Source organism: Lysobacter sp. Soil_N_23, from assembly GCF_057656135.1.
The window spans coordinates 68,417-88,213 of sequence record NZ_JBDGKY010000002.1; the positions used below are offsets into that span (position 1 = coordinate 68,417).

A 19,797-nucleotide genomic window follows, 5' to 3' on the forward strand; every position below is an offset into this window, starting at 1 on the left:
GTCAGGCTGCCCGGTCCAGCAACCACTGGCTCAGCAGGCCGACCGGGCGACCGGTGGCCATGCCGCGCTTGCCTTCGTCCGAGGCGCTGCCGGCGATGTCCAGGTGCGCCCAGCGCTGGCCTTCGGCGAAGCGGCCGAGGAAGCAGCCGGCGGTGATCGCGCCGGCCCAGCGGCCGCCGATGTTGTAGACGTCGGCGAAGCTGGACTCCAGCAGGGTCTGGTACTCGTCCCACAGCGGCAGGCGCCAGGCGCGGTCGAAGACGTTCTCGCCGGCATCGATCAGCTCGGCGGCGAGGTCGTCGTGCTTGCTCATCAGGCCGGAGGCGAACTTGCCCAGGGCGACCATGCAGGCGCCGGTGAGCGTGGCGACGTCGACCAGCGCCTGCGGTTCGAAACGCTGCGCATAGGTCAGCGCGTCGCACAGGATCAGGCGGCCTTCGGCGTCGGTGTTGCCCACTTCGATGGTCTTGCCGGACATGCTGGTCAGCACGTCGGACGGGCGGTAGGCGTCGGCGTCGGGCATGTTCTCCACCGCCGGCACCACCACGACGAGATTGATCGGCAGCTGCATGCCGACGGCGGCGACGAAGGTACCCATGACGGTGGCGCCACCGCACATGTCGTACTTCATCTCCTCGATGCCGCCCTGGGTCTTGAGGTTGATGCCGCCGGTGTCGAAGGTGATGCCCTTGCCGACCAGCACGTAAGGCTTGGCGTCGCCGCCGTTGCTGTACTTCAGGACGATGAGCTTGGGCGGATTGGCCGAGCCGCGGCCGACCGCGAGCAGCGAGCCCATGCCCAGTTCGGTCATCTGCGCAACGTCGAGCACGTCGCACGAGGTGGTGTCGAAGCGGCCGGCGAATTCCTGCGCCTGCTGGGCGAGGTAAGCCGGGTTGCAGATGTTCGGCGGCAGGTTGCCCAGCTCGCGGGAGAACTGCACGCCGGCGGCGATTGCCTGGCCGTGGGCCAGGGCAACAGCGTCGTCACCGTGGATGGAAAGCTTGCGCAGGCCCGGCTCTTCCTTCTTCTTGCTGGTGCCGAGCGTGGCGGTGTAGCGGTAGCAGGCGTGGTCGGCGGCGATGGCGGCCTGGCGGATCGCCCAGGCGGTGTCGCGGCCGGCCACCGGCACTTCCGACAGGGTGAACAAGGCATTGGTCACCGGGCCGTTGCGCAGCGCACGGGCGGCGTCGCCGACCGCCTTGAGGTACTGCGGCACGCCGAACTTGCCGGCGTCACCCAGGCCGATCACCAGCACGCGCGGCGCGCTGACGCCCGGAACGTCGTGCAGCACGGCGGTCTTGCCGGTCTTGCCGCTGGCGTCGCCGCGCTCGAGCAGGGCCGCCAGGCGGCCGCCGCTGGCTTCGTCCAGGGCCTTGCCCGCAGGCGTGAGGCTGTTGTCGGCAAAGGCGCCGACGACAATGCAATCGGTGAGGGCGGCGGCAGGCGCGTCGCGGTTCAGGTCGAATTCGAGGGCCATCCAACAGATTCCCAGAGCAGTCCAAAAAAGGAGCTGGTCAGGAACGTCTGTCGAAACAGTGGGCAGACGTCCAACCAAACTCCGTACAATCGAGTGGCTGTGAGGGGGATGCAATGTCCCCGGCCGCGCATCGCGCAGCCACCTCACGCCCTCGGACGAATTCCCCTGATTTTAGATCAAGTTCCAGATCAACTTCCCAGATCAAGCCGCCCCGAAGCCTAAATCGATGCCCAAGCTTGACCGTTACCTGCTGAGCGAATTCGCCCAGGCGATCTTCGCCACCCTGGTGGTGCTGCTGATCGTCATGGTCGGCGGCGCCTTCACCGACGTGCTCCAGGACATCGCCCGGGGCCGGGTCCCGGCCGGCCTGATGCTGGCCCAGCTGGGCCTGGTGCTGATCAAGTGGCTGCCGCTGATCCTGCCCCTGGCGCTGATGCTGGGCCTGATGATGGGCGTCGGGCGCCTGTACCGGGACTCGGAGATGCCGGTCATCTCCTCGATAGGCGTGGGGCCCAGGCGCATGCTCAAGCCGCTGATGCTGGTGGTCGGGCCGCTGGTGCTGGTCGTGGCGGCCTGTTCGCTGTGGCTGGGGCCCTGGGCGGACCGCCTGTCCAAGCAGATGATCAACGACGCCAACCGCAACCTGCTGATGGCCGGGCTGGAGCCGGGCGCCTTCGTCGGCATCCCCAACGGCCGCGGCGTCATCTACGTGGCCAACATGTCCAAGGATGGCAGCCAGCTGCAGCGCGTGTTCGTGTACCGCGATGCCGGCGAGGGACGCATCGACGTGACCACGTCCAATACCGGCGAACTGACGGTCGATCCGGCCGGCAACCGCTACCTGACCCTGTCCGGCGGCTTCCAGATCGAAGGCGAGCGGGCCGGCGCCAAGGACTTCCGCCTGCTGCGCTACGCCAGCAACGAGATCCTGTTGCCGGCCAACGAGCTCAAGTTCGACCCCGATGCCCCTGAAATGCAGACGACCCTGACCCTGCTCGGCGACGACCGGCGCGAGGCCAGGGCCCAGCTGCACTACCGCCTGGCGCCGCCGCTGCTGGCGCTGGCGTTCGCCCTGATGGCGGTGCCGCTGGCGCGCAGCATGCCGCGGCAGGCGCGCTATGGCCGGATCCTGGTCGGCTTCCTGGCCTATCTGATCGGCCAGAACCTGATGACCGCCGGGCTGGGCTGGCTGGAAAGCGGCAAGATCGCGATCTGGCTGGGCCTGTGGTGGCTGGTGGTGCCGGTGATGGCGGTGGCCTTCTGGATGTATTTCAGCGATGGCCGCCTGGGACGACCACGGCAGGCGTTCGCGACGGCGAGGCTGAGGTCATGAGACTGCTCCCCAGGATCCACGACATATATGTAGGCAAGACCGTGCTCGCCACGGTGCTGCTGACCTGGGCGGTGCTGGGCGGACTCGACGTGATGCTGGCCCTGGTGAGCGAGTTCGGCGACATCGGCAAGGGCAAGTACGGCCTGGTCGAAGCCTTCGCGTACATCGGGCTGAGTGTGCCGCGGCGCATGTACTACCTGTTTCCGTACGCGGCCGTGATCGGTTCGCTGATGGCGCTGGGGCAGCTGGCGGCGACCTCCGAGCTGACCGCGCTGCGCGCCGTCGGCCTGTCGCGCCGTCGTCTCGGCTTGGCCGTCGCCGGTGCGCTGGCGATCCTCACCGCATTGATGGTGCTCAGCGGCGAGAGCCTGTCGCCATGGACGCAGCAGCGCGCCGACGCCCTCAAGTCGTCGGCGAAGTCCGGCAACGCGGTGGTCGCGCAGTACAGCGGCTTGTGGGCGCGTGAGGGTGAGACCATCCTCAATGCCGCGGGCGGCCAGGAGCGCGAGCTCAACGGCGACCGCTGGCTGGAACTACGTGATGTCACCCTGTACCAGTTCGCCGACGATGGTCGCCTGAAGTCGCTGGCCTACGTGAAGACGGCCGAGCACCGCCCCGGTGGCTGGTTGCTGCACGATGTGACGCGGACCTGGTTCGATGACCGTTCGGTGCGTCGCGAGCAGGTGGCGCAGGAGCGCTGGAACTCGCAGCTCGATTCGGCCGCGCTGTCGGCAGGCACGGAGCGGCCGCGCTATCTGTCGGCCATGGACCTGCGCACCGCGATCCAGTACCGCGAGCGCAATGGTCTGGATGCTTCGGAGTTCGAGGAGCACTACTGGGGACGGTGGTTCTATTCGATCAACGTGCTGGCGTTGTGCCTGGCGGCGGTGCCGTTCGCCTTCGGCACGCTGCGCAGTGGCGGCATGGGCAAGCGTCTGTTCATCGGCATCGTGTTCGCGCTGGGCTTCTGGTTGTTGCAGACCCAGTTCGTGAAGCTGGCGACGGTGTACAAGTTCGACTACCGCATCGCGTATCTGCTGCCGACGTTGATCATGCTGGGCGTGTCGGCGTTCCTGTTCAAGAAGCGCAGCGGCTAACCCCGTCGTCCCGGCGAACGCCGGGACCCAGGCCCTCACGCCTCCAGCCCCGTCACCGTCGTCCCGGCGAAAGCCGGGACCCATTTTGACTTTGCCGTTGCGACGGGCAAGTGCAAAGTCGCTGGGTCCCCGCCTTCGCGGGGATGACGGAATAAGGACCTACTTCGACCGCTTCGGCAACCGCACCATGCGTGTCCCGCTGGCGCGGTCGTGCCACGTCAACCGGTCGCGGTCGAACCAGGCCCACCAGAATCCCAGGCCGGCAAGCAGCAGAGAAACCGTGCCGACGGTGTAGCGCATCAGCAACGCCCGCCATGCCGGTGCGCTGCCATCGGCGCCGATCACCTGCAGTCGCCACGGGCGCATGCCCAGCGTCTGTCCGCCGCGTCGCCAGCTCAGCACCGCATAGACGGCGCCGATCAGCCAGCACACCAGCCACAGCAGCCACTGCAGGAGGCTGAAGGGCGGGATGTTCTCGTGGCTGTCGTGGCCACTGAACGTGTAGGCAAAGGTGAAGACCGCTGAGGCCAGCATCCACAGCGCAACCACTGGCCACAGGTCGTAGAGCAGTGCGAGCAGGCGCCAGCCGATCAGTGCGGCGGGGCGGGGTGTGGGCGAGGTCGATGCCATCGCATCAGGATAGCCGCTGCGCTGCACGGCCGCTAAGCTGCATGCATGAGTGCTCGAACGCCTGCTGATCGCCGTGGCGTGGCGATGGCCTTGCCGCAATTGCGCGACGCCGATGGCGGCGGCATTGTCGCTTTCCTGGATGCGATCTGGGCCGAGAATGGCCTGGCCCAGCCGACGCTCGACAGCTACCGTCGCGACCTGGAACTGCTCGCGCGCTGGCGCGATGGCCGCGGCGGCGGTCTGGCCGGCGCCGATCGCGCCGCCCTGTTCGACTACCTGGCCTGGCGCTCGCAGCACGGTTACTCGCCGCGCAGCAACGCGCGGCTGCTGTCGGCGTTGCGCGCGTTCTATGCCTGGCAGGTGCGGCGCGGCGAGCGCAGTGACGATCCGACCGCATTGCTGGAACCGCCCAAACTGCCGCGGTCCCTGCCCAAGGCCCTGGCCGAAAGCCAGATCGAAGCCCTGCTGAAGGCCCCGGACATCGACGAGGCCAATGGCCTGCGCGATCGCGCCATGCTCGAGCTGATGTACGCGGCCGGCTTGCGCGTGAGCGAACTGGTCAACCTGCCGGCGACGGCGGTCAACCTGCGCCAGGGCGTGCTGCGGGTGATGGGCAAGGGCAGCAAGGAGCGGCTGGTGCCGCTGGGCGAGGAAGCGCAGCACTGGCTGGAGCGGTACCTCGCCACGGCGCGGCCGCAGCTGGCGGGAAAGCGCGCGCTGGCACCGTTGTTCCTCACTTCAGGCGGCGCGGCACCGACACGCCAGCAGTTCTGGGTGCTGGTGAAGCGCTATGCGGGGTTCGCCGGCATCGACCCGGCCCGGATCAGCCCGCACGGCCTGCGCCACAGTTTCGCCACCCACCTGCTCAATCACGGCGCCGACCTGCGCGCGCTGCAGATGCTGCTTGGCCACAGTTCGCTGTCGACCACGCAGATCTACACCCTGGTGGCGCGCGAGCAGCTCAAGCAGCTCCACTCGAAACACCACCCGCGCGGATAGCGGCAATTCCCCGCCGGGGTCCGGTAGCGCAAACAACCACAGGTGAATCGCTCCGGGACCAAGGGCACTGGCCGCAACCGGGTCTCGTGCCACAATCCGGGCATCCCCCCAATATGGGCCGCCGCCCGGTGGCCCCTGTCAGGAATCCCAGATGAAGCGAATCCTCCTCGCCGCGCTCGGCGCCCTCAGCCTTTCCGCCTGTGCGCAAGCGCCCGACAGCGCAGCGCAGGCGCAAGGCAGCGCCAAACCGGCCGTAGCCGCCCTGGCCGCCGCCAAGCCCAAGGCCGGCACCGCCGACGCGCGCGCGGTCGAGGCGGTGCGCCTGCTCAACCCGCAGGTCGAGGTGGACCGGGTCGGGGCGGCGCCGCTTCCGGGCTTCCGCGAGGCGATCGTGGCCGGCCAGGTGGTCTACGTCAGCGACGATGGCCGCTACCTGTTCCTGCCCGGTTCCGGCGGCGCCCTGTTCGACGTCAACGCCAAAAAGAACCTCAGCGAGGATGCGATGGCGGCGGTGCGCAAGCAGCTGATCGACACCATCCCGGTCAGCGAACGCATCGTCTTCGCCCCGGCCAAGCCCAAGTACACGGTCACCGTCTTCACCGACGTCGAGTGCGGCTACTGCCGCAAGCTGCACAGCGAGATCGCCGAGTACAACCGCCAGGGCATCGCGATCGAGTACCTGGCCTTCCCGCGCATGGGCCTGGGCAGCGACGACTACAAGAAGATGGTGGCGGTGTGGTGCGCGCCGGACCGGCGCAAGGCGCTGACCGACGCCAAGAACGACCGCACGCCCAAGTACACGAACTGCAAGACCTCGGTGAACCAGCAGTACGACATCGGCCAGCGCGTCGGCCTGACCGGTACGCCGATGATCCTCAGCGCCGATGGCACCCAGCTCGGCGGCTACATCCCGCCGGCGGCACTGCGCGAGGCGCTGGACAAGCTGGCGGCCGACCATGCCCAGACGGCTGCGGTGAAGCCGGGCGCCTGAGGAGTACGGGCAGGGGTTGCGCGGCTCGGCTACAATGTCGGGCCCGACGTTGCACGGTTCCCCGGACATGATCGTCCTCGAGGGCGCATCCGCCCTGTCGCCGTTCCGCCGCGAGCGGCTCCAAGCCCGCCTGCAAGCCCTCCATCCGTCCGTCCGTGTCCTTGGCGCCTGGCCCGTCTACTGGGTCGAGCCGGAGACTGGTGCGACGCCGGACGCAGAAGCTCTGCGCCGCATCCTCCAGGCCGAGCCGGGTGAGGCTGCGCGCGCGGACGAAGCCACCTCGCGCTACGTCACGCCGCGTCTGGGCACGCTGTCGCCGTGGGCGAGCAAGGCGACCGAACTGCTCCGTGGCGCCGGCCTGCCGATCAAGCGTGTCGAGCGCGGCACCCGTTACGACCTGGCCGGATGGCCGACCGATGCCGCCAGCCAGGGCGCGCTGGCCAAGGTCCTGCACGATCCGATGACGCAGTCGCTGCTGGAAGCGCGCGACGACGCCGCGGCATTGTTCGCCACGCCCGCGCGCGGCCAGCTCGAACGCATTGCGCTGGCCGACCTGGAGAACGCCAATGTCCGCCTCGGCCTGGCCCTGGCCGAGGACGAGATCGCCTACCTGCGCGAGCGCTTCAGCGTGCTCGGCCGCGAGCCGGCCGACGTCGAACTGATGATGTTCGCCCAGGCCAACTCCGAGCATTGCCGGCACAAGATCTTCAACGCCTCGTGGACGCTCGACGGCGCGGAACAGCCGCAGTCGCTGTTCAAGATGATCAAGCACACCCACGCCACCACGCCCGAGCACACACTCTCGGCGTACAGCGACAACGCGGCGGTGGTCGAAGGCTATGCCAGCCGTCGCTTCCGCCCGGACCCGGTGACGCGCGGCTATCGCGCCGAGGCGCAGGTCGATTCGGCGTTCGCGATCAAGGTCGAGACGCACAACCACCCGACTGCGATCGCGCCGTTCCCGGGCGCATCCACCGGCAACGGCGGCGAGATCCGCGACGAAGGCGCGACCGGCCGCGGTGGCCGTCCCAAGGCCGGCCTGTGCGGTTTCAGCGTCTCGCACCTGCGCATCCCGACGTTGCCGCAGCCGTGGGAGCGCGAGCGTTCGCTCAACCCGCGCATGGCCTCGGCTCTGGAAATCATGCTCGACGGCCCGATCGGCGCGGCCGCGTTCAACAACGAATTCGGTCGCCCCAACCTGACAGGCTACTTCCGCAGCTTCGAGCTCGACGAGGGCACGAACGCTAACGGCACGCTCGCGCGCGCCTACGACAAGCCGATCATGCTGGCCGGCGGCCTGGGTGCGATCGATCGCGTGCAGGTCACCAAGCTGGGCATGAAACCCGGCGATGCGGTGATCGTGCTCGGTGGTCCGGCGATGCTGATCGGCCTGGGCGGCGGTGCCGCCAGCTCGGTCGCGTCCGGCGACAGCCACGAAGAACTCGATTTCGCCAGCGTGCAGCGCGACAACCCGGAAATGGAACGTCGCTGCCAGGAAGTGCTCGACCGCTGCATCGCCCGCGGCCTCGACAATCCGATCGCCACCGCGCACGACGTCGGCGCCGGCGGCCTGTCCAACGCCATCCCCGAGTTGCTGCACGACTCCGGCCTGGGCGGCGTCATCGACCTGGCCAAGGTGCCCAGCGACGACCCGTCGCTGTCGCCGATGCAGCTGTGGTGCAACGAGTCGCAGGAGCGCTACGTGCTCGGCCTGCCGGCCGACCGCGTCGAGGAGTTCGCGCAGATCTGCGTGCGTGAGCGTTGCCCGTTCGCGGTGGTCGGCTACGCCACCGCCGAGGAACACCTGGTCGTCGGTTACGGCGCCACGGTCGACAACGCGCGTCAGCCCGGTCACGACTGGCCGATCGACCTGCCGATGGACGTGCTGTTCGGCAAGCCGCCGAAGATGCACCGCGACGCGCGCCGTCCGCCGCCGGCCCCGTGGCCCGCGCTGGAATGGAACGGACTGGACCTGCGCGAGGCCGCGCTGCGCGTGCTGGCGCATCCGTCGGTCGCTTCCAAGAACTTCCTGGTCACCATTGGTGACCGCACTGTCGGCGGCCTGACCGCGCGCGACCAGATGATCGGTCCGTGGCAGCTGCCGATGTCCGATTGCGCGATCACGCTGTCGGGCTTCGACGGTTTCGTCGGCGAGGCGATGTCGCTCGGCGAGCGCACGCCGCTGGCGCTGATCGATGCCGCCGCCGCCGCGCGCATGGCGGTGGGTGAGGCCATCACCAACCTGTGCGCCGCACCGGTCGAGTCGCTCAACCGCATCAAGCTGTCGGCCAACTGGATGGCCGCCGCCGGCCATCCCGGCGAGGACGCGCGACTGTTCGATGCGGTCAAGGCCGTCGGCCTGGAGCTGTGCCCGGAGCTGGAGCTGAGCATCCCGGTCGGCAAGGATTCGCTGTCGATGCAGGCGCAGTGGCACAGCGATGGCGTCGCGTCGAAGTCGGTGTCGCCGGTGTCGCTGATCGTCACCGCCTTCGCGCCGGTGGTCGACGTGCGCCAGCAGCTGACCCCGCTGCTCGATCGCAACGAAGAGTCGGAGCTGTGGCTGATCGGCCTGGGTGCCGGCAAGCAGCGCCTGGGCGGTTCGGTGCTGGCGCAGTGCCATCCCGACGCGGTGTCAAAGCACGCGCTGTCGAACAGCCCGGACTCGCAGCTGCCGGCATTCGCCGGCTCGCTCGGCGTGCCCGACCTGGACAACCCGCAGCGCCTGCGTGATTTCTTCGAACTCATCCGTGATGCGCGCAAGGCCGGCCTGCTGCGCGCCTACCACGACCGCTCCGACGGCGGTGCATTGGCGGCGCTGTGCGAGATGGCGTTCTGCTCGCGACTGGGCCTGGACGTCACCCTCGACGGCTGGGGCCACGACCCGTTCCGCACGCTGTTCAACGAGGAACTCGGCGCGATCGTGCAGGTCGCCGACGAGGACCGCGCCATCTTCGCCGACATGGTCTCGCGCCACGGCCTGATCGACTGCGCGCAACGCATCGCACGACCGACCACGGCGCCGGCGATCCGCGTCCGCGACGAGGGCCAGACCCTGGCGGAATGGCGCTGGGACGAACTCTTCGACGCGTGGTGGTCGACCAGCCACGCCCTGCAGAAGCTGCGCGACAACCCCGAATGCGCCGACCAGGAGCGCGCGCTGGCGCGCGACTTCAACGCGCCGGGCCTGAAGCCGCGCCTGTCGTTCGATCCGTCCGAGGATGTCGCCGCGCCGTTCATCAACACTGGCGTGCGGCCGAAGGTGGCGATCCTGCGCGAGCAGGGCGTCAACGGCCAGATCGAGATGGCGGCGGCGTTCGACCGCGCCGGCTTCGAAGCCTTCGACGTGCACATGAGCGACCTGATCGGCGGCCACGTCTCGCTGGCCGACTTCAAGGGCATCGCCGCCTGCGGTGGCTTCAGCTACGGCGACGTGCTTGGCGCCGGCCGCGGATGGGCGACCTCGGTGCTGGAGCGCAGCGTGCTGCGTGACGCGTTTGCCGCGTTCTTCGCCCGCGAGGACAGCTTCTCGCTGGGCGTGTGCAACGGCTGCCAGATGCTGTCCCAGCTCAAGCCGATCATCCCCGGTGCCGGCCATTGGCCGAAGTTCCTGCGCAACGCCAGCGAGCAGTTCGAAGCGCGCCTGGGACTGCTGGAAGTGGTGGAATCGCCGTCGTTGTTCTTCCGTGGCATGGCCGGCTCGCGCATCCCGGTTGCGGTCGCGCACGGCGAAGGCCGCGCCGAGTTCGACAGCGCGCTCGACCAGAGCGCGGCGCACGTCTCGCTGCGTTATGTCGACGGCAACGGTGCCGTTGCCACGCGCTATCCGCTCAACCCGAACGGCTCGCCCGACGGCATCACCGGCCTGACCAGCGACGACGGCCGCGCCACGATCCTGATGCCGCACCCCGAGCGCACCCTGCGCAGCGTCAACCTGAGCTGGGCACCGGCCGAGTGGGGCGAGGATTCGCCGTGGCTGCGGATGTTCCGTAACGCGCGGGTCTGGGTCGGCTGAGGTCTTAGCCCCTCTCCCGCTTGCGGGAGAGGGGTTGGGGTGAGGGCAAGGGGCGGTTCAGTACCGGCTGCGATGCGGCACCTGGCCGCCTGCCCTCATCCGCCCTCCGGGCACCTTCTCCCGCAGGCGGGAGAAGGGACTCTTCGCGCCTCCTGCGATGTGCCGTAAAGTCCATGGCCTGACAGCCACGGAGGACGGCGTGAACGCAGTCGCCAACGACACCGGCCAAGCCAGTCTCGATGACCGCATCGTCGCGACCCTGCTGGCCAAGGGCCGGCTGAAGGACGCCGACCTGGCGCGCGCGCGCCGCCTGCAGGAGGAAACCGGCGGCGGCCTGCTGGCCCTGCTGGCGCGCCTGGGCCTGGTGTCCGAACGCGACCACGCCGAAACCTGTGCCGAAGTGCTCGGCCTGCCGCTGGTCAACGTCAAGGACGCGCCCGAGCTGCCGCCGGAAGGCGTGGCGATGTCGGCGCGCTTCATGAAGCAGTTCGCGGTTTGCCCAATCGGCGAAAGCGACACCGCGGTCGACGTGCTGATGGCCGACCCGCAGGACCTGTACACCATCGATGCCCTGCGCCTGGCGACCGGCCGCGACATCCGCCCGGCGGTGGGGCTGCGCTCGGAGATCGGCGACCTGGTCGAGCGCTGGTATGGCCAGGGCCGCAGCGCGATGGGCGCAATCGTCGAGACTGCCGAAGGCGAGGGCAGTGGCGACCTCGACGACGTCGAGCACCTGCGCGACCTGGCCTCGGAAGCGCCGGTCATCCGCCTGGTCAACCTGATCATCCAGCGTGCCGTCGAGCTGCGCGCCTCCGACATCCACGTCGAACCGTTCGAGAGCCGCCTCAAGGTGCGCTACCGCGTCGATGGCGTGCTCACCGAAGGCGAGAGCCCGCCGGCCAATCTCACCGCCGCGGTGATCAGCCGCGTCAAGATCATGGCCAAGCTCAACATCGCCGAGCGCCGCCTGCCGCAGGACGGCCGCATCATGCTGCGCGTGCAGGGCAAGGAGCTCGACCTGCGCGTGAGCACGGTGCCGACCGCGCACGGCGAGAGCGTGGTGATGCGACTGCTCGACCGCGAGACGGTGGTGTTCGACTTCAAGCGCCTGGGGTTCACCGACGCCTTCCTGCCGCAGTTCCAGAAGGTGCTCGACCAGCCGCACGGCATCCTGCTGGTGACCGGCCCGACCGGCTCGGGCAAGACCACCACGCTGTACACCGCGCTGAGCAAGCTCAACACCACCGACGTCAAGATCATCACCGTCGAGGACCCGGTCGAGTACCAGATCGAGGGCATCAACCAGATCCAGGCCAAGCCGCAGATCGGCCTGGATTTCGCCCACGCGCTGCGAAGCATCGTCCGCCAGGACCCCGACATCATCATGATCGGCGAAATGCGCGACCTGGAGACCTGCCGCATCGCGATCCAGTCGGCGCTCACGGGCCACCTGGTGCTGTCGACGCTGCACACCAACAACGCGGCCGGCGGCATCACCCGCCTGCTCGACATGGGCGTGGAGGACTACCTGCTGACGTCCACCATCAACGGCATCCTCGGCCAGCGCCTGGTGCGCAAGCTGGAGCTGACGCACGCCGAACGGTACCTGGCGTCACCGGAGGAGATCGAGAAGTTCAACCTGCGCCGCCACCAGCCGTCGGGCGACATCTACCTCTACCATCCGCGCCCGTCTGCGATTGCACCCAACGGCTACCTCGGCCGCACCACGATCATGGAGTTCCTGGTGATGAACGACGAGCTGCGCCGCGCGGTGATGCGCCACGCCGGCATGGGCGAGATCGAGCAGATCGCGCGCCAGTCGGGCATGCGCACGATGTACGAGGACGGCATCATCAAGGCGCTGGCGGGGGAGACGACGATAGAGGAAGTGCTGCGGGTGACGGAGGATGCGTAACTAGCCGACTCCGTCGACGCCGCTACCCCGTCAGCCCCACTCACTCGTCATTCCCGCGAAGGCGGGAATCCATGGACGTAGCCCTCAAGGATGAGGACAGTGAACAAACAACCTTGTGTCTACCTGCTTGCCAGCCACCGCAATGGAACGCTATACCTCGGCGTGACCAGCAATCTCCTTGCGCGCACCTGGCAACACCGTGAACACATCGTCGAAGGCTTCAGCGACCGCTACGATGTCACCCGGCTGGTCTGGTACGAACTGCATGTCACGATGGAGTCGGCAATCCAGAGAGAGAAACGCGTGAAGAAGTGGAATCGCGCGTGGAAATTGCGCCTGATCGACGAGATGAACCCTTCATGGAGGGACCTGTGGCCGGACATTGCGGAACTGAAGCCAACAGCGACGTCCTTGGATTCCCGCCTGCGCGGGAATGACGAGTAGAAACCGTAATGCCCCTCTACCACTACAAAGCCCTCAACCCCCGCGGTGAGCTGCTCGACGGCCAGATGGAGGCCGCCAGCAATGCCGAGGTGGTTGCGCGCCTGCAGGAACAGGGGCACCTGCCGGTCGAGGCCAAGCTGGCCAGCGAGGCCTCCGGGGCGTCGGTCTGGAAGGGGCTGTTCAAGACCCGGCCCTTCGCCGGCGCGCGCCTGGTGCAGTTCACCCAGCAGCTGGCGACGCTGCTCGGCGCCGGCCAGCCGCTCGATCGCGCGCTGACCATCCTGCTGGAACTGCCCGAAGACGAACTCGCGCGCCGCACGATCGGTGACGTGCGCGATGCCGTGCGCGGCGGCAGTTCGCTGTCGTCGGCGCTGGAGCGCCAGCACGGCACGTTCTCGCGCCTGTACGTCAACATGGTCCGCGCCGGCGAGGCCGGCGGCAGCCTGCACGAGACGCTGGCGCGGCTGGCCGACTACATGGAGCGCACGCGCGCGCTGCAGGGTCGCGTCATCAACGCGCTGATCTATCCGGCGATCCTGCTGGTGATGGTCGGCCTGAGCCTGCTGTTCCTGCTCGGCTATGTGGTTCCGCAGTTCGCGGCGATGTACGAAAGCCTGGATGCGCAGCTGCCGCTGTTCACCCAGATCGTGCTCGGCGTGGGCCTGTTCGTTCGCGACTGGTGGATCGTGCTGCTGGTGGTGCCGGCGCTGGCGCTGTGGTGGTTCGATCGCAAGCGCCGCGATCCGGTGTTCCGCGAGGCCTTCGATGCCTGGCTGCTGCGGCGCCGCTTCGCCGGCGCACTGGTGGCCAAGGTCGAGACTGCGCGCCTGGCACGCACGCTTGGCACGCTGGTGCGCAACGGCGTGCCGCTTATGGCCGCACTCGGCATCGGCCGCAACGTGCTCGGCAACCGCGTGCTTGCCGCCGACGTCGCCGCCGCCGCCGAGGAGGTCAAGAACGGCGTCGCGCTGTCGACCGCGCTAGGGCGCGGCAAGCGCTTCCCGCGGCTGGCATTGCAGATGATCCAGGTCGGCGAGGAGTCGGGCACGCTCGACACGATGCTGGTCAAGACCGCCGAGACGTTCGAACAGGACACCGCGCTGGCGCTGGACCGGATGCTGGCGGCGATGGTGCCGCTGGTGACGGTGGTGCTGGCCACGGTAGTGGGCATGGTCGTGCTGGCGGTGCTGACGCCGCTGTATGACCTGACCAATGCGATCGGCTAGCGGCAGGGAACTGAATGCAGCCACGCGCAGTCAGCCCATTGGCCACCAATTTCGGGTAAACATCCCGTCATCGTCACCGCACTCGACAAGGATCCCCCAATGCGTAACCGTCGTTCGTTGAATGGTTCCCCGTCCGCTGCCCGCCAGCGCGGCATGAGCCTGATCGAGATCATCATCGTGATCGTGCTCATCGGCGCGGTGCTGGCCTTCGTCGGCAGCCGCGTGCTCGGCGGCAAGGACCGCGGCGACTACAACATCGCCAAGGCGCAGGTGCAGACCATGGCCGGCAAGGTCGAGGCATTCCAGATGGACACCGGCCGCCTGCCGACCTCGCTGGAGGAGCTCGTCACCCAGCCCACCGACGTCAACGGCTGGCTCGGCCCGTACGCCAAGCCGGCCGAACTGAAGGATCCGTGGGGCCATCCGATCGAGTACCGCGCGCCGGGCGAGGGCGGTCCGTTCGACCTGATCGTGCTGGGCAAGGACGGCAAGGTCGGCGGCACCAGCGTCGACGCCGACATCAAGTACGAGTGACGGGTCGAGTAAGGCCCGCACGGTAGCCATCGGGGACCTGGCCCAATGCAGCATCCTGCCCGCGGCGCATCGTTGCTGGAGATGCTGCTGGTGATCGCGCTGATCGCCGCGATCAGCGTGCTCGCCGCGGCGGCGCTGGGTGGCGGCATCCAGGGCATGCAGTTGCGCTCGGCCGCCAAGTCGGTGGCGGCGCAACTGCGCTACACGCGCACGCAGGCCATCGCCACGGGCAAGCCGCAACGCTTCACCCTCGATCCGGCCGCGCACGCCTGGACCGCGCCCAACGGCCGCAAGGGCGAGATCGCTCCGGCCCTGCGCGTGACCTTCACCGGTGCGCGGGAAGTGCAGCCGCGGCGCGGCGAAGGCGCGATCGTGTTTTTCGCCGACGGCGCCAGCACCGGTGGCCGCGTCCAGCTCAGTGCGCGCAGCGCGGCCTGGAATATCGACGTGGCCTGGCTGACCGGTGAAGTGCGCTTGCGCCGTGCCGCGGGAGCGCCGCCGCCATGAAGCGCCAGCGCGGCTACACCCTGCTCGAGGTCATCGTCGCCTTCGCCTTGCTGGCGCTGGCGCTGACCTTGCTGCTGGGAATTCTTTCGGGCGCGGCGCGGCAGGTGCGCGGCTCCAGCGATGCCGCGCGCGCGGCGCTGTACGCACAGTCGTTGCTGGCCCAGGTCGGCGCCGGCGAGGTGATCGCGCCCGGTCAGCGCGACGGTGAATTCGAGGATGGCCGCTACCGTTGGCAACTGCGCATCGCGCCGTGGCGCGACGCCAGCATCGCGGCTGCCAGGCAGCAGGTCGATCCCAATGCCGCGGGCCTGTTCGAGGTCACCCTGGCGGTGCAGTGGGGCGACGCCGGGCCCGGCCAACGACTGCAACTGCGTTCCCTGCGCACCGCCGTCGCAGGCGGGGAGGCGGCATTGCCATGAGGCAGGCGCGCGGTTTCACCCTGATCGAGGTGCTGCTGGCCACGGTGCTGCTGGTGGCTGGCCTGGCGCTGGCATTCACCACGCTCGGCGCGGCCAACCGCACCGCCATCCGTGGCGAGGCGATGGCCGACCGCAGCGAGCACATGCGCGCCGTCGCCGGCTTCCTGCGCAGTCGCCTGACGGCTGCGCGGCCGGTGGCGTTCGCCTTCGATGAAAGCCAGGGCACGCCGATCCGTTTCGTCGGCGAGCCGGACCGTCTGCGCTTCGTCGCCGACCTGCCGGACTATCTCGGTCGTGGCGGCCCGTACCTGCACGACCTGACGATCGAGGCCGATGGCGACGATGCGCGCATCTCGCTCGCGCTGAGCATGGTGCTGGCCGGCCAGACCATCGAGGAGCCGCAGCCACGTCCGCCGGAACTGCTGGTGGAGGGCCTGCGCGAAGCGCGCTTCCGCTATCGGGCATTGAACGAGGAAGGACGCCTGGGCGACTGGCAGGACAAGTGGGAGGTCAGTGAACGACTGCCGCTGCTGGTCGAGGTGACCCTGGTCGATCGCGACGGACGGGCCTGGCCGCCGCTGGTGGTGTCATTGCCACTGGCCGCGCAGGTCGATGGTGCCGGCTTGACGGTGCAGCAGCTATGACCGCGCTTCGACCGGGCGTGCGCGGTACGGCACTGATCCTCGTGCTGTGGCTGATCGTGCTGCTGACCTCGGTGATCGGTGCCTTCGCCTTGCTGGCACGCATCGAAAGCCTGCAGGGACGCGTGCTGGTTCGTGGCCTGGTCGCCTCCAGTGCGGCCCGCGCCGGGATGGAGTACGCCCTGACCCGCGTCGGCCTCAGCGACCCGCGCCTGAAATGGCGGCCGGACGGACGCGCCTATCGCTGGCGCTACGGCGATGCCGATGTCGAGGTCCAGATGACCGACGAGAGCGGCAAGGTCGACCTCAACCAGGCCGATCCGCAGATGCTGGCCGCGCTGATCCAGCGCGTGGCATCGACCGGAGGCGGCGCACGGATGGACCCATCGCAGGCGGCGCGGCTGGCGGCGGCGATCGTCGACTGGCGCGATCCCGACCCGCTGACGCAGGCCGCCGGCGGCGGTGAAGACGCTGACTACGCATCCGCCGGACTGCCGTATGGCGCCAAGGACGCCGAGTTCGAGAGCGTCGCCGAACTCGAACAGGTGATCGGATTCACCCCGTCGCTGTACGCGCGGCTGGAACCCTACCTGACCGTCTATAGCGGTCGAGCCCGCCCGGATGCGGCTTACGCTGCCGGGGCGGTGCTCGATGCGATGGGGCTGAACGGCACCGACCTGGTCGCGCAGCGGCGTGGCGGCGATGCCAACGGCCTGGCGCAGGGCGTTCCGGGGGAAATCGTCGGCGTGGCCGGAGGCGGCAGCGGCACCTATAGTATCGACAGCCGTGCTCGACTCGCCGATGGTCGCGAGTCGCTGTTGCGGGTCGTTGTCCGCGTCGGGGGTGGGGCTTTGCCCGGCATGGCCTACACTCCGCTGCGCTGGGAGGAGGGAGCTTCACCACGATGAATGCAAGCAGCCAGACACGGCAGGGAGCCGACTGGGCGCAGGACCGGTTGCGGCGAATAGGCGCGCGCCTGGCGCCGGGCGCGGGCGGTTTCCTGGGCTGGTGGGGGCACCACCTCGCCGCCTGGCTGCCGATGCGCGTGCGTCGTGTGCTCGGCTTCGACCGCGGCCGGCTGCTGCTGCAACTGCACGACCAGACCTTGCAGTTGCGCCTGCAGCAGGGTGGTCAACTGCATGACCTGGGGTCGCTACCAGCGCTCGCCCTGGAGTCCGCCTCCGAATCGGCGACTGATCCGCTGGCACCGCTGTTGCCGCCGCGCCTGGCCGATCTGCCGCGCTGGCTGCTGCTGCCGGCGGCGGCCGGACTGCGCCGCCGCCTGGCGCTTCCCGCCGCCGCCGCAGATCGCCTGCGCGATGTGGTCGGTTTCGAGATCGACCGGCAGACCCCGTTCACCGCCGACAGCGTCGCCTTCGACGCGCGCGTGCTCGGCCGCCGCGAAAGCGACGGCATGCTCGATACCGAACTGGTGGTGGTGCCGCGCCAGGGACTGGATCCGCAGCTGGCCGCGCTCGGATCGCTGTCGCACACGCTGGCCGGCATCGATGTCGCCGGCAGCGGCGGCGTACCGCTCGGCGTCAACCTGTTGTCGGCTCAGCAGCGCCGCCACCATGGCGACCCGTTCCGTTACTGGAACCTGGCATTGATCGCCGTTGCCCTGCTGGCCGTGGCCGCGACGATGTGGCAACTGCTCGACAATCGCCGCGCCGCTGCCGCCGACCTCGAACAGACCATCGCCCGCCACGCCGCTGCCGCGCGTGCCGCGGCGACGCAGCGGCAGACGCTGATCGAACTGACCGAGGGCCAGGCATTCCTCGACGGTGCGCGCGCGAAGCGGCCGACCTCGCTGGAAGTGATCGACGAACTGACCCGTCGCCTGCCCGACAACACCTATCTGGAAAAGCTCGCCATCGAGGACACCACGATCACCATGATCGGCCTCAGCCGCGAGGCGCCGTCGCTGATCCAGCGCCTGCAGGGCTCGCCGCTGTGGCGCGCGCCGGCACTGACCGGCGCGCTGATGCCCGATCCATCCAGCGGACGCGACCGCTTCACGCTGACGGCCGAACTGGGGCCGGCGGCGGCGCCACGTCCGGCGGCCGCGCAGCCAGCGGAGTCCGACGATGGCCAATGACGCGAAGGCACCCGCGCGCGCCGGCGCCGCCCGCATCGACCGCGATCGCTGGCTGGCGCTGGGGTTGTTCCTGGCGGCGCTGGCGCTGGCCTACCTGGTGCTGGTGCACCCGTGGTGGACGGTACCGATGATGGAGGCGAGCGAGCGCCTGCAGACGCTGCAGGAGCGCGAGCTGCGCCAGCGCATGCAGTTGCAGCAGGCACCGCTGGTCGCCCAGCGGCTGCAGCAGTTGCGCACCCAGCAAGCGCGCCAGCCGGGCTTCCTGCCCGAGAGCAGCGCCGAACTGGCCACCGCCGGCCTGGTGCAGCGACTGGAAGCCGTCGTCGCCCAGGCCAGCCCGGGCAACCGCAGTTGCGCGATCAGCAATCGCTCGCCGTTGACCGAGCCCAGGCGCGATCGCTATGCGCGCGTGGTGGTGCAGGTGCGCATGCGCTGCGGCAGTCCGGAGCTGGCCGCGGTGCTGCATGCGCTGGAAAGCGGCGCGCCGCGGCTGTTCGTCGGCAATCTCAACATCCTGTCGTCGCGCGGCTATTTCCTGCCCGGCAACACGCAGACCGGCGGCGATGGCGGACTCGATGTCAGCTTCGACCTGTCGGGTTACCTGCGACCGGGTGCCGCAGCCACGGAGGTGACGCGTGCGCCTTGACGACGCCGGCCCGCGCACCTGGTTGCTCGCCACCGTTGCCGGTTGGGCCGTGCTGGCCTGGCTGCTGGCCCTGGCTGGCATGGGTCGGCACGCGCCGGAACTCGACGCCGACCCGAGCCTGTTGCGGCCGCTGCCAACCACGCGCGCACAGGCGGCCGAGCGCCTGGGTCCGCTTGCGCAGTACGCGCAGATGGGTACGCGCCCGTTGTTCTCGACCGATCGACAACCAAAACCATTTTTCCTGCAGGGGCAGGGCGATGGCGAAAGCAAGGACAACGTCTTCGACTACCTGCTGACCAGCGTGCTCATCACGCCCAACCTGCACATGGCGATCCTGCAGCCGGCCGACGGCAGCGAGTCGGTGCGGGTGAAGTTGGGCGACGTGCCCGAATCGCATCCGGCCTGGCGATTGACCGCGCTCAATGCGCGCAGTGCCGTATTCGAAGGCCCCGAAGGGCGGCGCGAGATGACCTTGCGCGTATTCGACGGACAGGGCGGGCAAGCGCCGACCGCACTCAATGCATTGCCGCCGCAGCCGCTGCCGGCGGGCCTGCCGCAACCGGTCGGCACCTCGCTCCAGGCTGCGCCACAACCGGTGCCGAAGGCGACAACGCCGGGGCGCCCGCCCGCCAACACGGCACGCGCGACACCGGGTGCCGCTGCCCCCGGCCAAGCGACGCCGCGACCGGCAGAACAGGACAATGACGATGCGCCGATGACACCAGAGGCGCAGATGGAAGCGATCCGCAAGCGGATCGAAGCGCGACGTGCGCAGATGCGGCAGCAGCAGGCCGCGCAACCCCCGGCCAAGACGCCTTAGAGTGAACG

18 protein-coding genes are annotated in these 19,797 nt (G+C 69.1%); 16 read left to right on the plus strand and 2 right to left on the minus strand.

What is annotated here, in order from left to right; genetic code table 11:
* Position 1 precedes the first annotated feature (1 nt).
* Positions 2-1,477, minus strand: coding sequence for a leucyl aminopeptidase (locus tag AC3A3X_RS02125; protein ID WP_487581416.1), 1,476 nt, complete (start codon positions 1,475-1,477; stop codon positions 2-4).
* Positions 1,478-1,703: 226 nt separating this feature from the next.
* Between AC3A3X_RS02125 and lptF the strand changes: the two genes are divergently transcribed.
* Positions 1,704-2,810 (plus strand): LPS export ABC transporter permease LptF, encoded by a 1,107-nt coding sequence (lptF, locus tag AC3A3X_RS02130; RefSeq protein WP_487581417.1) that lies wholly within the window; start codon positions 1,704-1,706, stop codon positions 2,808-2,810.
* Positions 2,738-3,907 (plus strand): LPS export ABC transporter permease LptG, encoded by a 1,170-nt coding sequence (gene lptG / locus AC3A3X_RS02135; protein ID WP_487581617.1) that lies wholly within the window; start codon positions 2,738-2,740, stop codon positions 3,905-3,907. The genes lptF and lptG overlap by 73 nt, the downstream gene beginning before the upstream one ends.
* Positions 3,908-4,066: 159 nt before the next feature.
* On the opposite strand, the gene AC3A3X_RS02140 is transcribed toward lptG, so the two are convergent.
* Positions 4,067-4,537 carry an RDD family protein gene (locus AC3A3X_RS02140; protein ID WP_487581418.1) on the minus strand — a complete coding sequence of 157 codons (471 nt, stop codon included), beginning with the start codon at positions 4,535-4,537 and terminating at the stop codon, positions 4,067-4,069.
* Between the two features lie 45 nt (positions 4,538-4,582).
* On the opposite strand from AC3A3X_RS02140, the gene xerD reads away from it, so the two are divergent.
* The 14 genes from xerD (at position 4,583) to AC3A3X_RS02210 (ending at position 19,789) form a co-directional block, all read left to right on the plus strand.
* Complete coding sequence (xerD, locus tag AC3A3X_RS02145; RefSeq protein WP_487581419.1) at positions 4,583-5,536, plus strand: site-specific tyrosine recombinase XerD; 954 nt, start codon at positions 4,583-4,585, stop codon at positions 5,534-5,536.
* A gap of 151 nt (positions 5,537-5,687) precedes the next feature.
* Positions 5,688-6,527 carry a DsbC family protein gene (locus AC3A3X_RS02150; RefSeq protein WP_487581420.1) on the plus strand — a complete coding sequence of 280 codons (840 nt, stop codon included), beginning with the start codon at positions 5,688-5,690 and terminating at the stop codon, positions 6,525-6,527.
* 67 nt (positions 6,528-6,594) lie between these two features.
* Entirely contained in the window at positions 6,595-10,539 is a 3,945-nt protein-coding gene (gene purL, locus AC3A3X_RS02155; RefSeq protein WP_487581421.1) for a phosphoribosylformylglycinamidine synthase, read from the plus strand.
* A 199-nt stretch (positions 10,540-10,738) separates the two neighbouring features.
* The gene (gspE, locus tag AC3A3X_RS02160) at positions 10,739-12,454 is read left to right on the plus strand and encodes a type II secretion system ATPase GspE (protein WP_487581422.1); all 1,716 of its coding nucleotides are present in this window, start codon (positions 10,739-10,741) and stop codon (positions 12,452-12,454) included.
* Between the two features lie 99 nt (positions 12,455-12,553).
* Complete coding sequence (locus tag AC3A3X_RS02165) at positions 12,554-12,898, plus strand: GIY-YIG nuclease family protein (protein ID WP_487581423.1); 345 nt, start codon at positions 12,554-12,556, stop codon at positions 12,896-12,898.
* A gap of 8 nt (positions 12,899-12,906) precedes the next feature.
* A complete protein-coding gene (gene xpsF, locus AC3A3X_RS02170) occupies positions 12,907-14,124 on the plus strand; it encodes a type II secretion system protein XpsF (RefSeq protein ID WP_487581424.1) in 1,218 nt (405 codons plus the stop codon).
* 99 nt (positions 14,125-14,223) lie between these two features.
* Complete coding sequence (gene gspG / locus AC3A3X_RS02175; RefSeq protein ID WP_487581425.1) at positions 14,224-14,658, plus strand: type II secretion system major pseudopilin GspG; 435 nt, start codon at positions 14,224-14,226, stop codon at positions 14,656-14,658.
* Positions 14,659-14,703: 45 nt separating this feature from the next.
* Positions 14,704-15,165 (plus strand): type II secretion system protein XpsH, encoded by a 462-nt coding sequence (gene xpsH, locus AC3A3X_RS02180; RefSeq protein WP_487581426.1) that lies wholly within the window; start codon positions 14,704-14,706, stop codon positions 15,163-15,165.
* Positions 15,162-15,584 (plus strand): type II secretion system protein XpsI, encoded by a 423-nt coding sequence (xpsI, locus tag AC3A3X_RS02185; RefSeq protein ID WP_487581427.1) that lies wholly within the window; start codon positions 15,162-15,164, stop codon positions 15,582-15,584. The genes xpsH and xpsI overlap by 4 nt, the downstream gene beginning before the upstream one ends.
* Positions 15,575-16,228 carry a type II secretion system protein GspJ gene (locus tag AC3A3X_RS02190; protein ID WP_487581618.1) on the plus strand — a complete coding sequence of 218 codons (654 nt, stop codon included), beginning with the start codon at positions 15,575-15,577 and terminating at the stop codon, positions 16,226-16,228. Before xpsI ends, AC3A3X_RS02190 begins: the two co-directional genes overlap by 10 nt.
* The gene (locus tag AC3A3X_RS02195; RefSeq protein ID WP_487581428.1) at positions 16,225-17,133 is read left to right on the plus strand and encodes a type II secretion system minor pseudopilin; all 909 of its coding nucleotides are present in this window, start codon (positions 16,225-16,227) and stop codon (positions 17,131-17,133) included. Before AC3A3X_RS02190 ends, AC3A3X_RS02195 begins: the two co-directional genes overlap by 4 nt.
* Positions 17,130-18,323 (plus strand): PilN domain-containing protein, encoded by a 1,194-nt coding sequence (locus tag AC3A3X_RS02200; RefSeq protein ID WP_487581429.1) that lies wholly within the window; start codon positions 17,130-17,132, stop codon positions 18,321-18,323. Before AC3A3X_RS02195 ends, AC3A3X_RS02200 begins: the two co-directional genes overlap by 4 nt.
* Positions 18,313-18,969 (plus strand): type II secretion system protein GspM, encoded by a 657-nt coding sequence (gene gspM, locus AC3A3X_RS02205; RefSeq protein WP_487581430.1) that lies wholly within the window; start codon positions 18,313-18,315, stop codon positions 18,967-18,969. Before AC3A3X_RS02200 ends, gspM begins: the two co-directional genes overlap by 11 nt.
* Complete coding sequence (locus AC3A3X_RS02210; protein ID WP_487581431.1) at positions 18,959-19,789, plus strand: type II secretion system protein XpsN; 831 nt, start codon at positions 18,959-18,961, stop codon at positions 19,787-19,789. The genes gspM and AC3A3X_RS02210 overlap by 11 nt, the downstream gene beginning before the upstream one ends.
* Positions 19,790-19,797: the final 8 nt, after the last annotated feature.

What these genes read in the sequence shown, in the direction of transcription:
- AC3A3X_RS02125 (WP_487581416.1), bottom strand. Translation starts at nt 1,477, where the DNA reads ATGGCCCTCGAATTCGACCTGAACCGCGACGCGCCTGCCGCCGCCCTC.
- lptF (WP_487581417.1), top strand. Translation starts at nt 1,704, where the DNA reads ATGCCCAAGCTTGACCGTTACCTGCTGAGCGAATTCGCCCAGGCGATC.
- AC3A3X_RS02140 (WP_487581418.1), bottom strand. Translation starts at nt 4,537, where the DNA reads ATGGCATCGACCTCGCCCACACCCCGCCCCGCCGCACTGATCGGCTGG.
- xerD (WP_487581419.1), top strand. Translation starts at nt 4,583, where the DNA reads ATGAGTGCTCGAACGCCTGCTGATCGCCGTGGCGTGGCGATGGCCTTG.
- AC3A3X_RS02150 (WP_487581420.1), top strand. Translation starts at nt 5,688, where the DNA reads ATGAAGCGAATCCTCCTCGCCGCGCTCGGCGCCCTCAGCCTTTCCGCC.
- purL (WP_487581421.1), top strand. Translation starts at nt 6,595, where the DNA reads ATGATCGTCCTCGAGGGCGCATCCGCCCTGTCGCCGTTCCGCCGCGAG.
- xpsF (WP_487581424.1), top strand. Translation starts at nt 12,907, where the DNA reads ATGCCCCTCTACCACTACAAAGCCCTCAACCCCCGCGGTGAGCTGCTC.
- gspG (WP_487581425.1), top strand. Translation starts at nt 14,224, where the DNA reads ATGCGTAACCGTCGTTCGTTGAATGGTTCCCCGTCCGCTGCCCGCCAG.
- xpsH (WP_487581426.1), top strand. Translation starts at nt 14,704, where the DNA reads ATGCAGCATCCTGCCCGCGGCGCATCGTTGCTGGAGATGCTGCTGGTG.
- xpsI (WP_487581427.1), top strand. Translation starts at nt 15,162, where the DNA reads ATGAAGCGCCAGCGCGGCTACACCCTGCTCGAGGTCATCGTCGCCTTC.
- AC3A3X_RS02195 (WP_487581428.1), top strand. Translation starts at nt 16,225, where the DNA reads ATGACCGCGCTTCGACCGGGCGTGCGCGGTACGGCACTGATCCTCGTG.
- AC3A3X_RS02200 (WP_487581429.1), top strand. Translation starts at nt 17,130, where the DNA reads ATGAATGCAAGCAGCCAGACACGGCAGGGAGCCGACTGGGCGCAGGAC.
- gspM (WP_487581430.1), top strand. Translation starts at nt 18,313, where the DNA reads ATGGCCAATGACGCGAAGGCACCCGCGCGCGCCGGCGCCGCCCGCATC.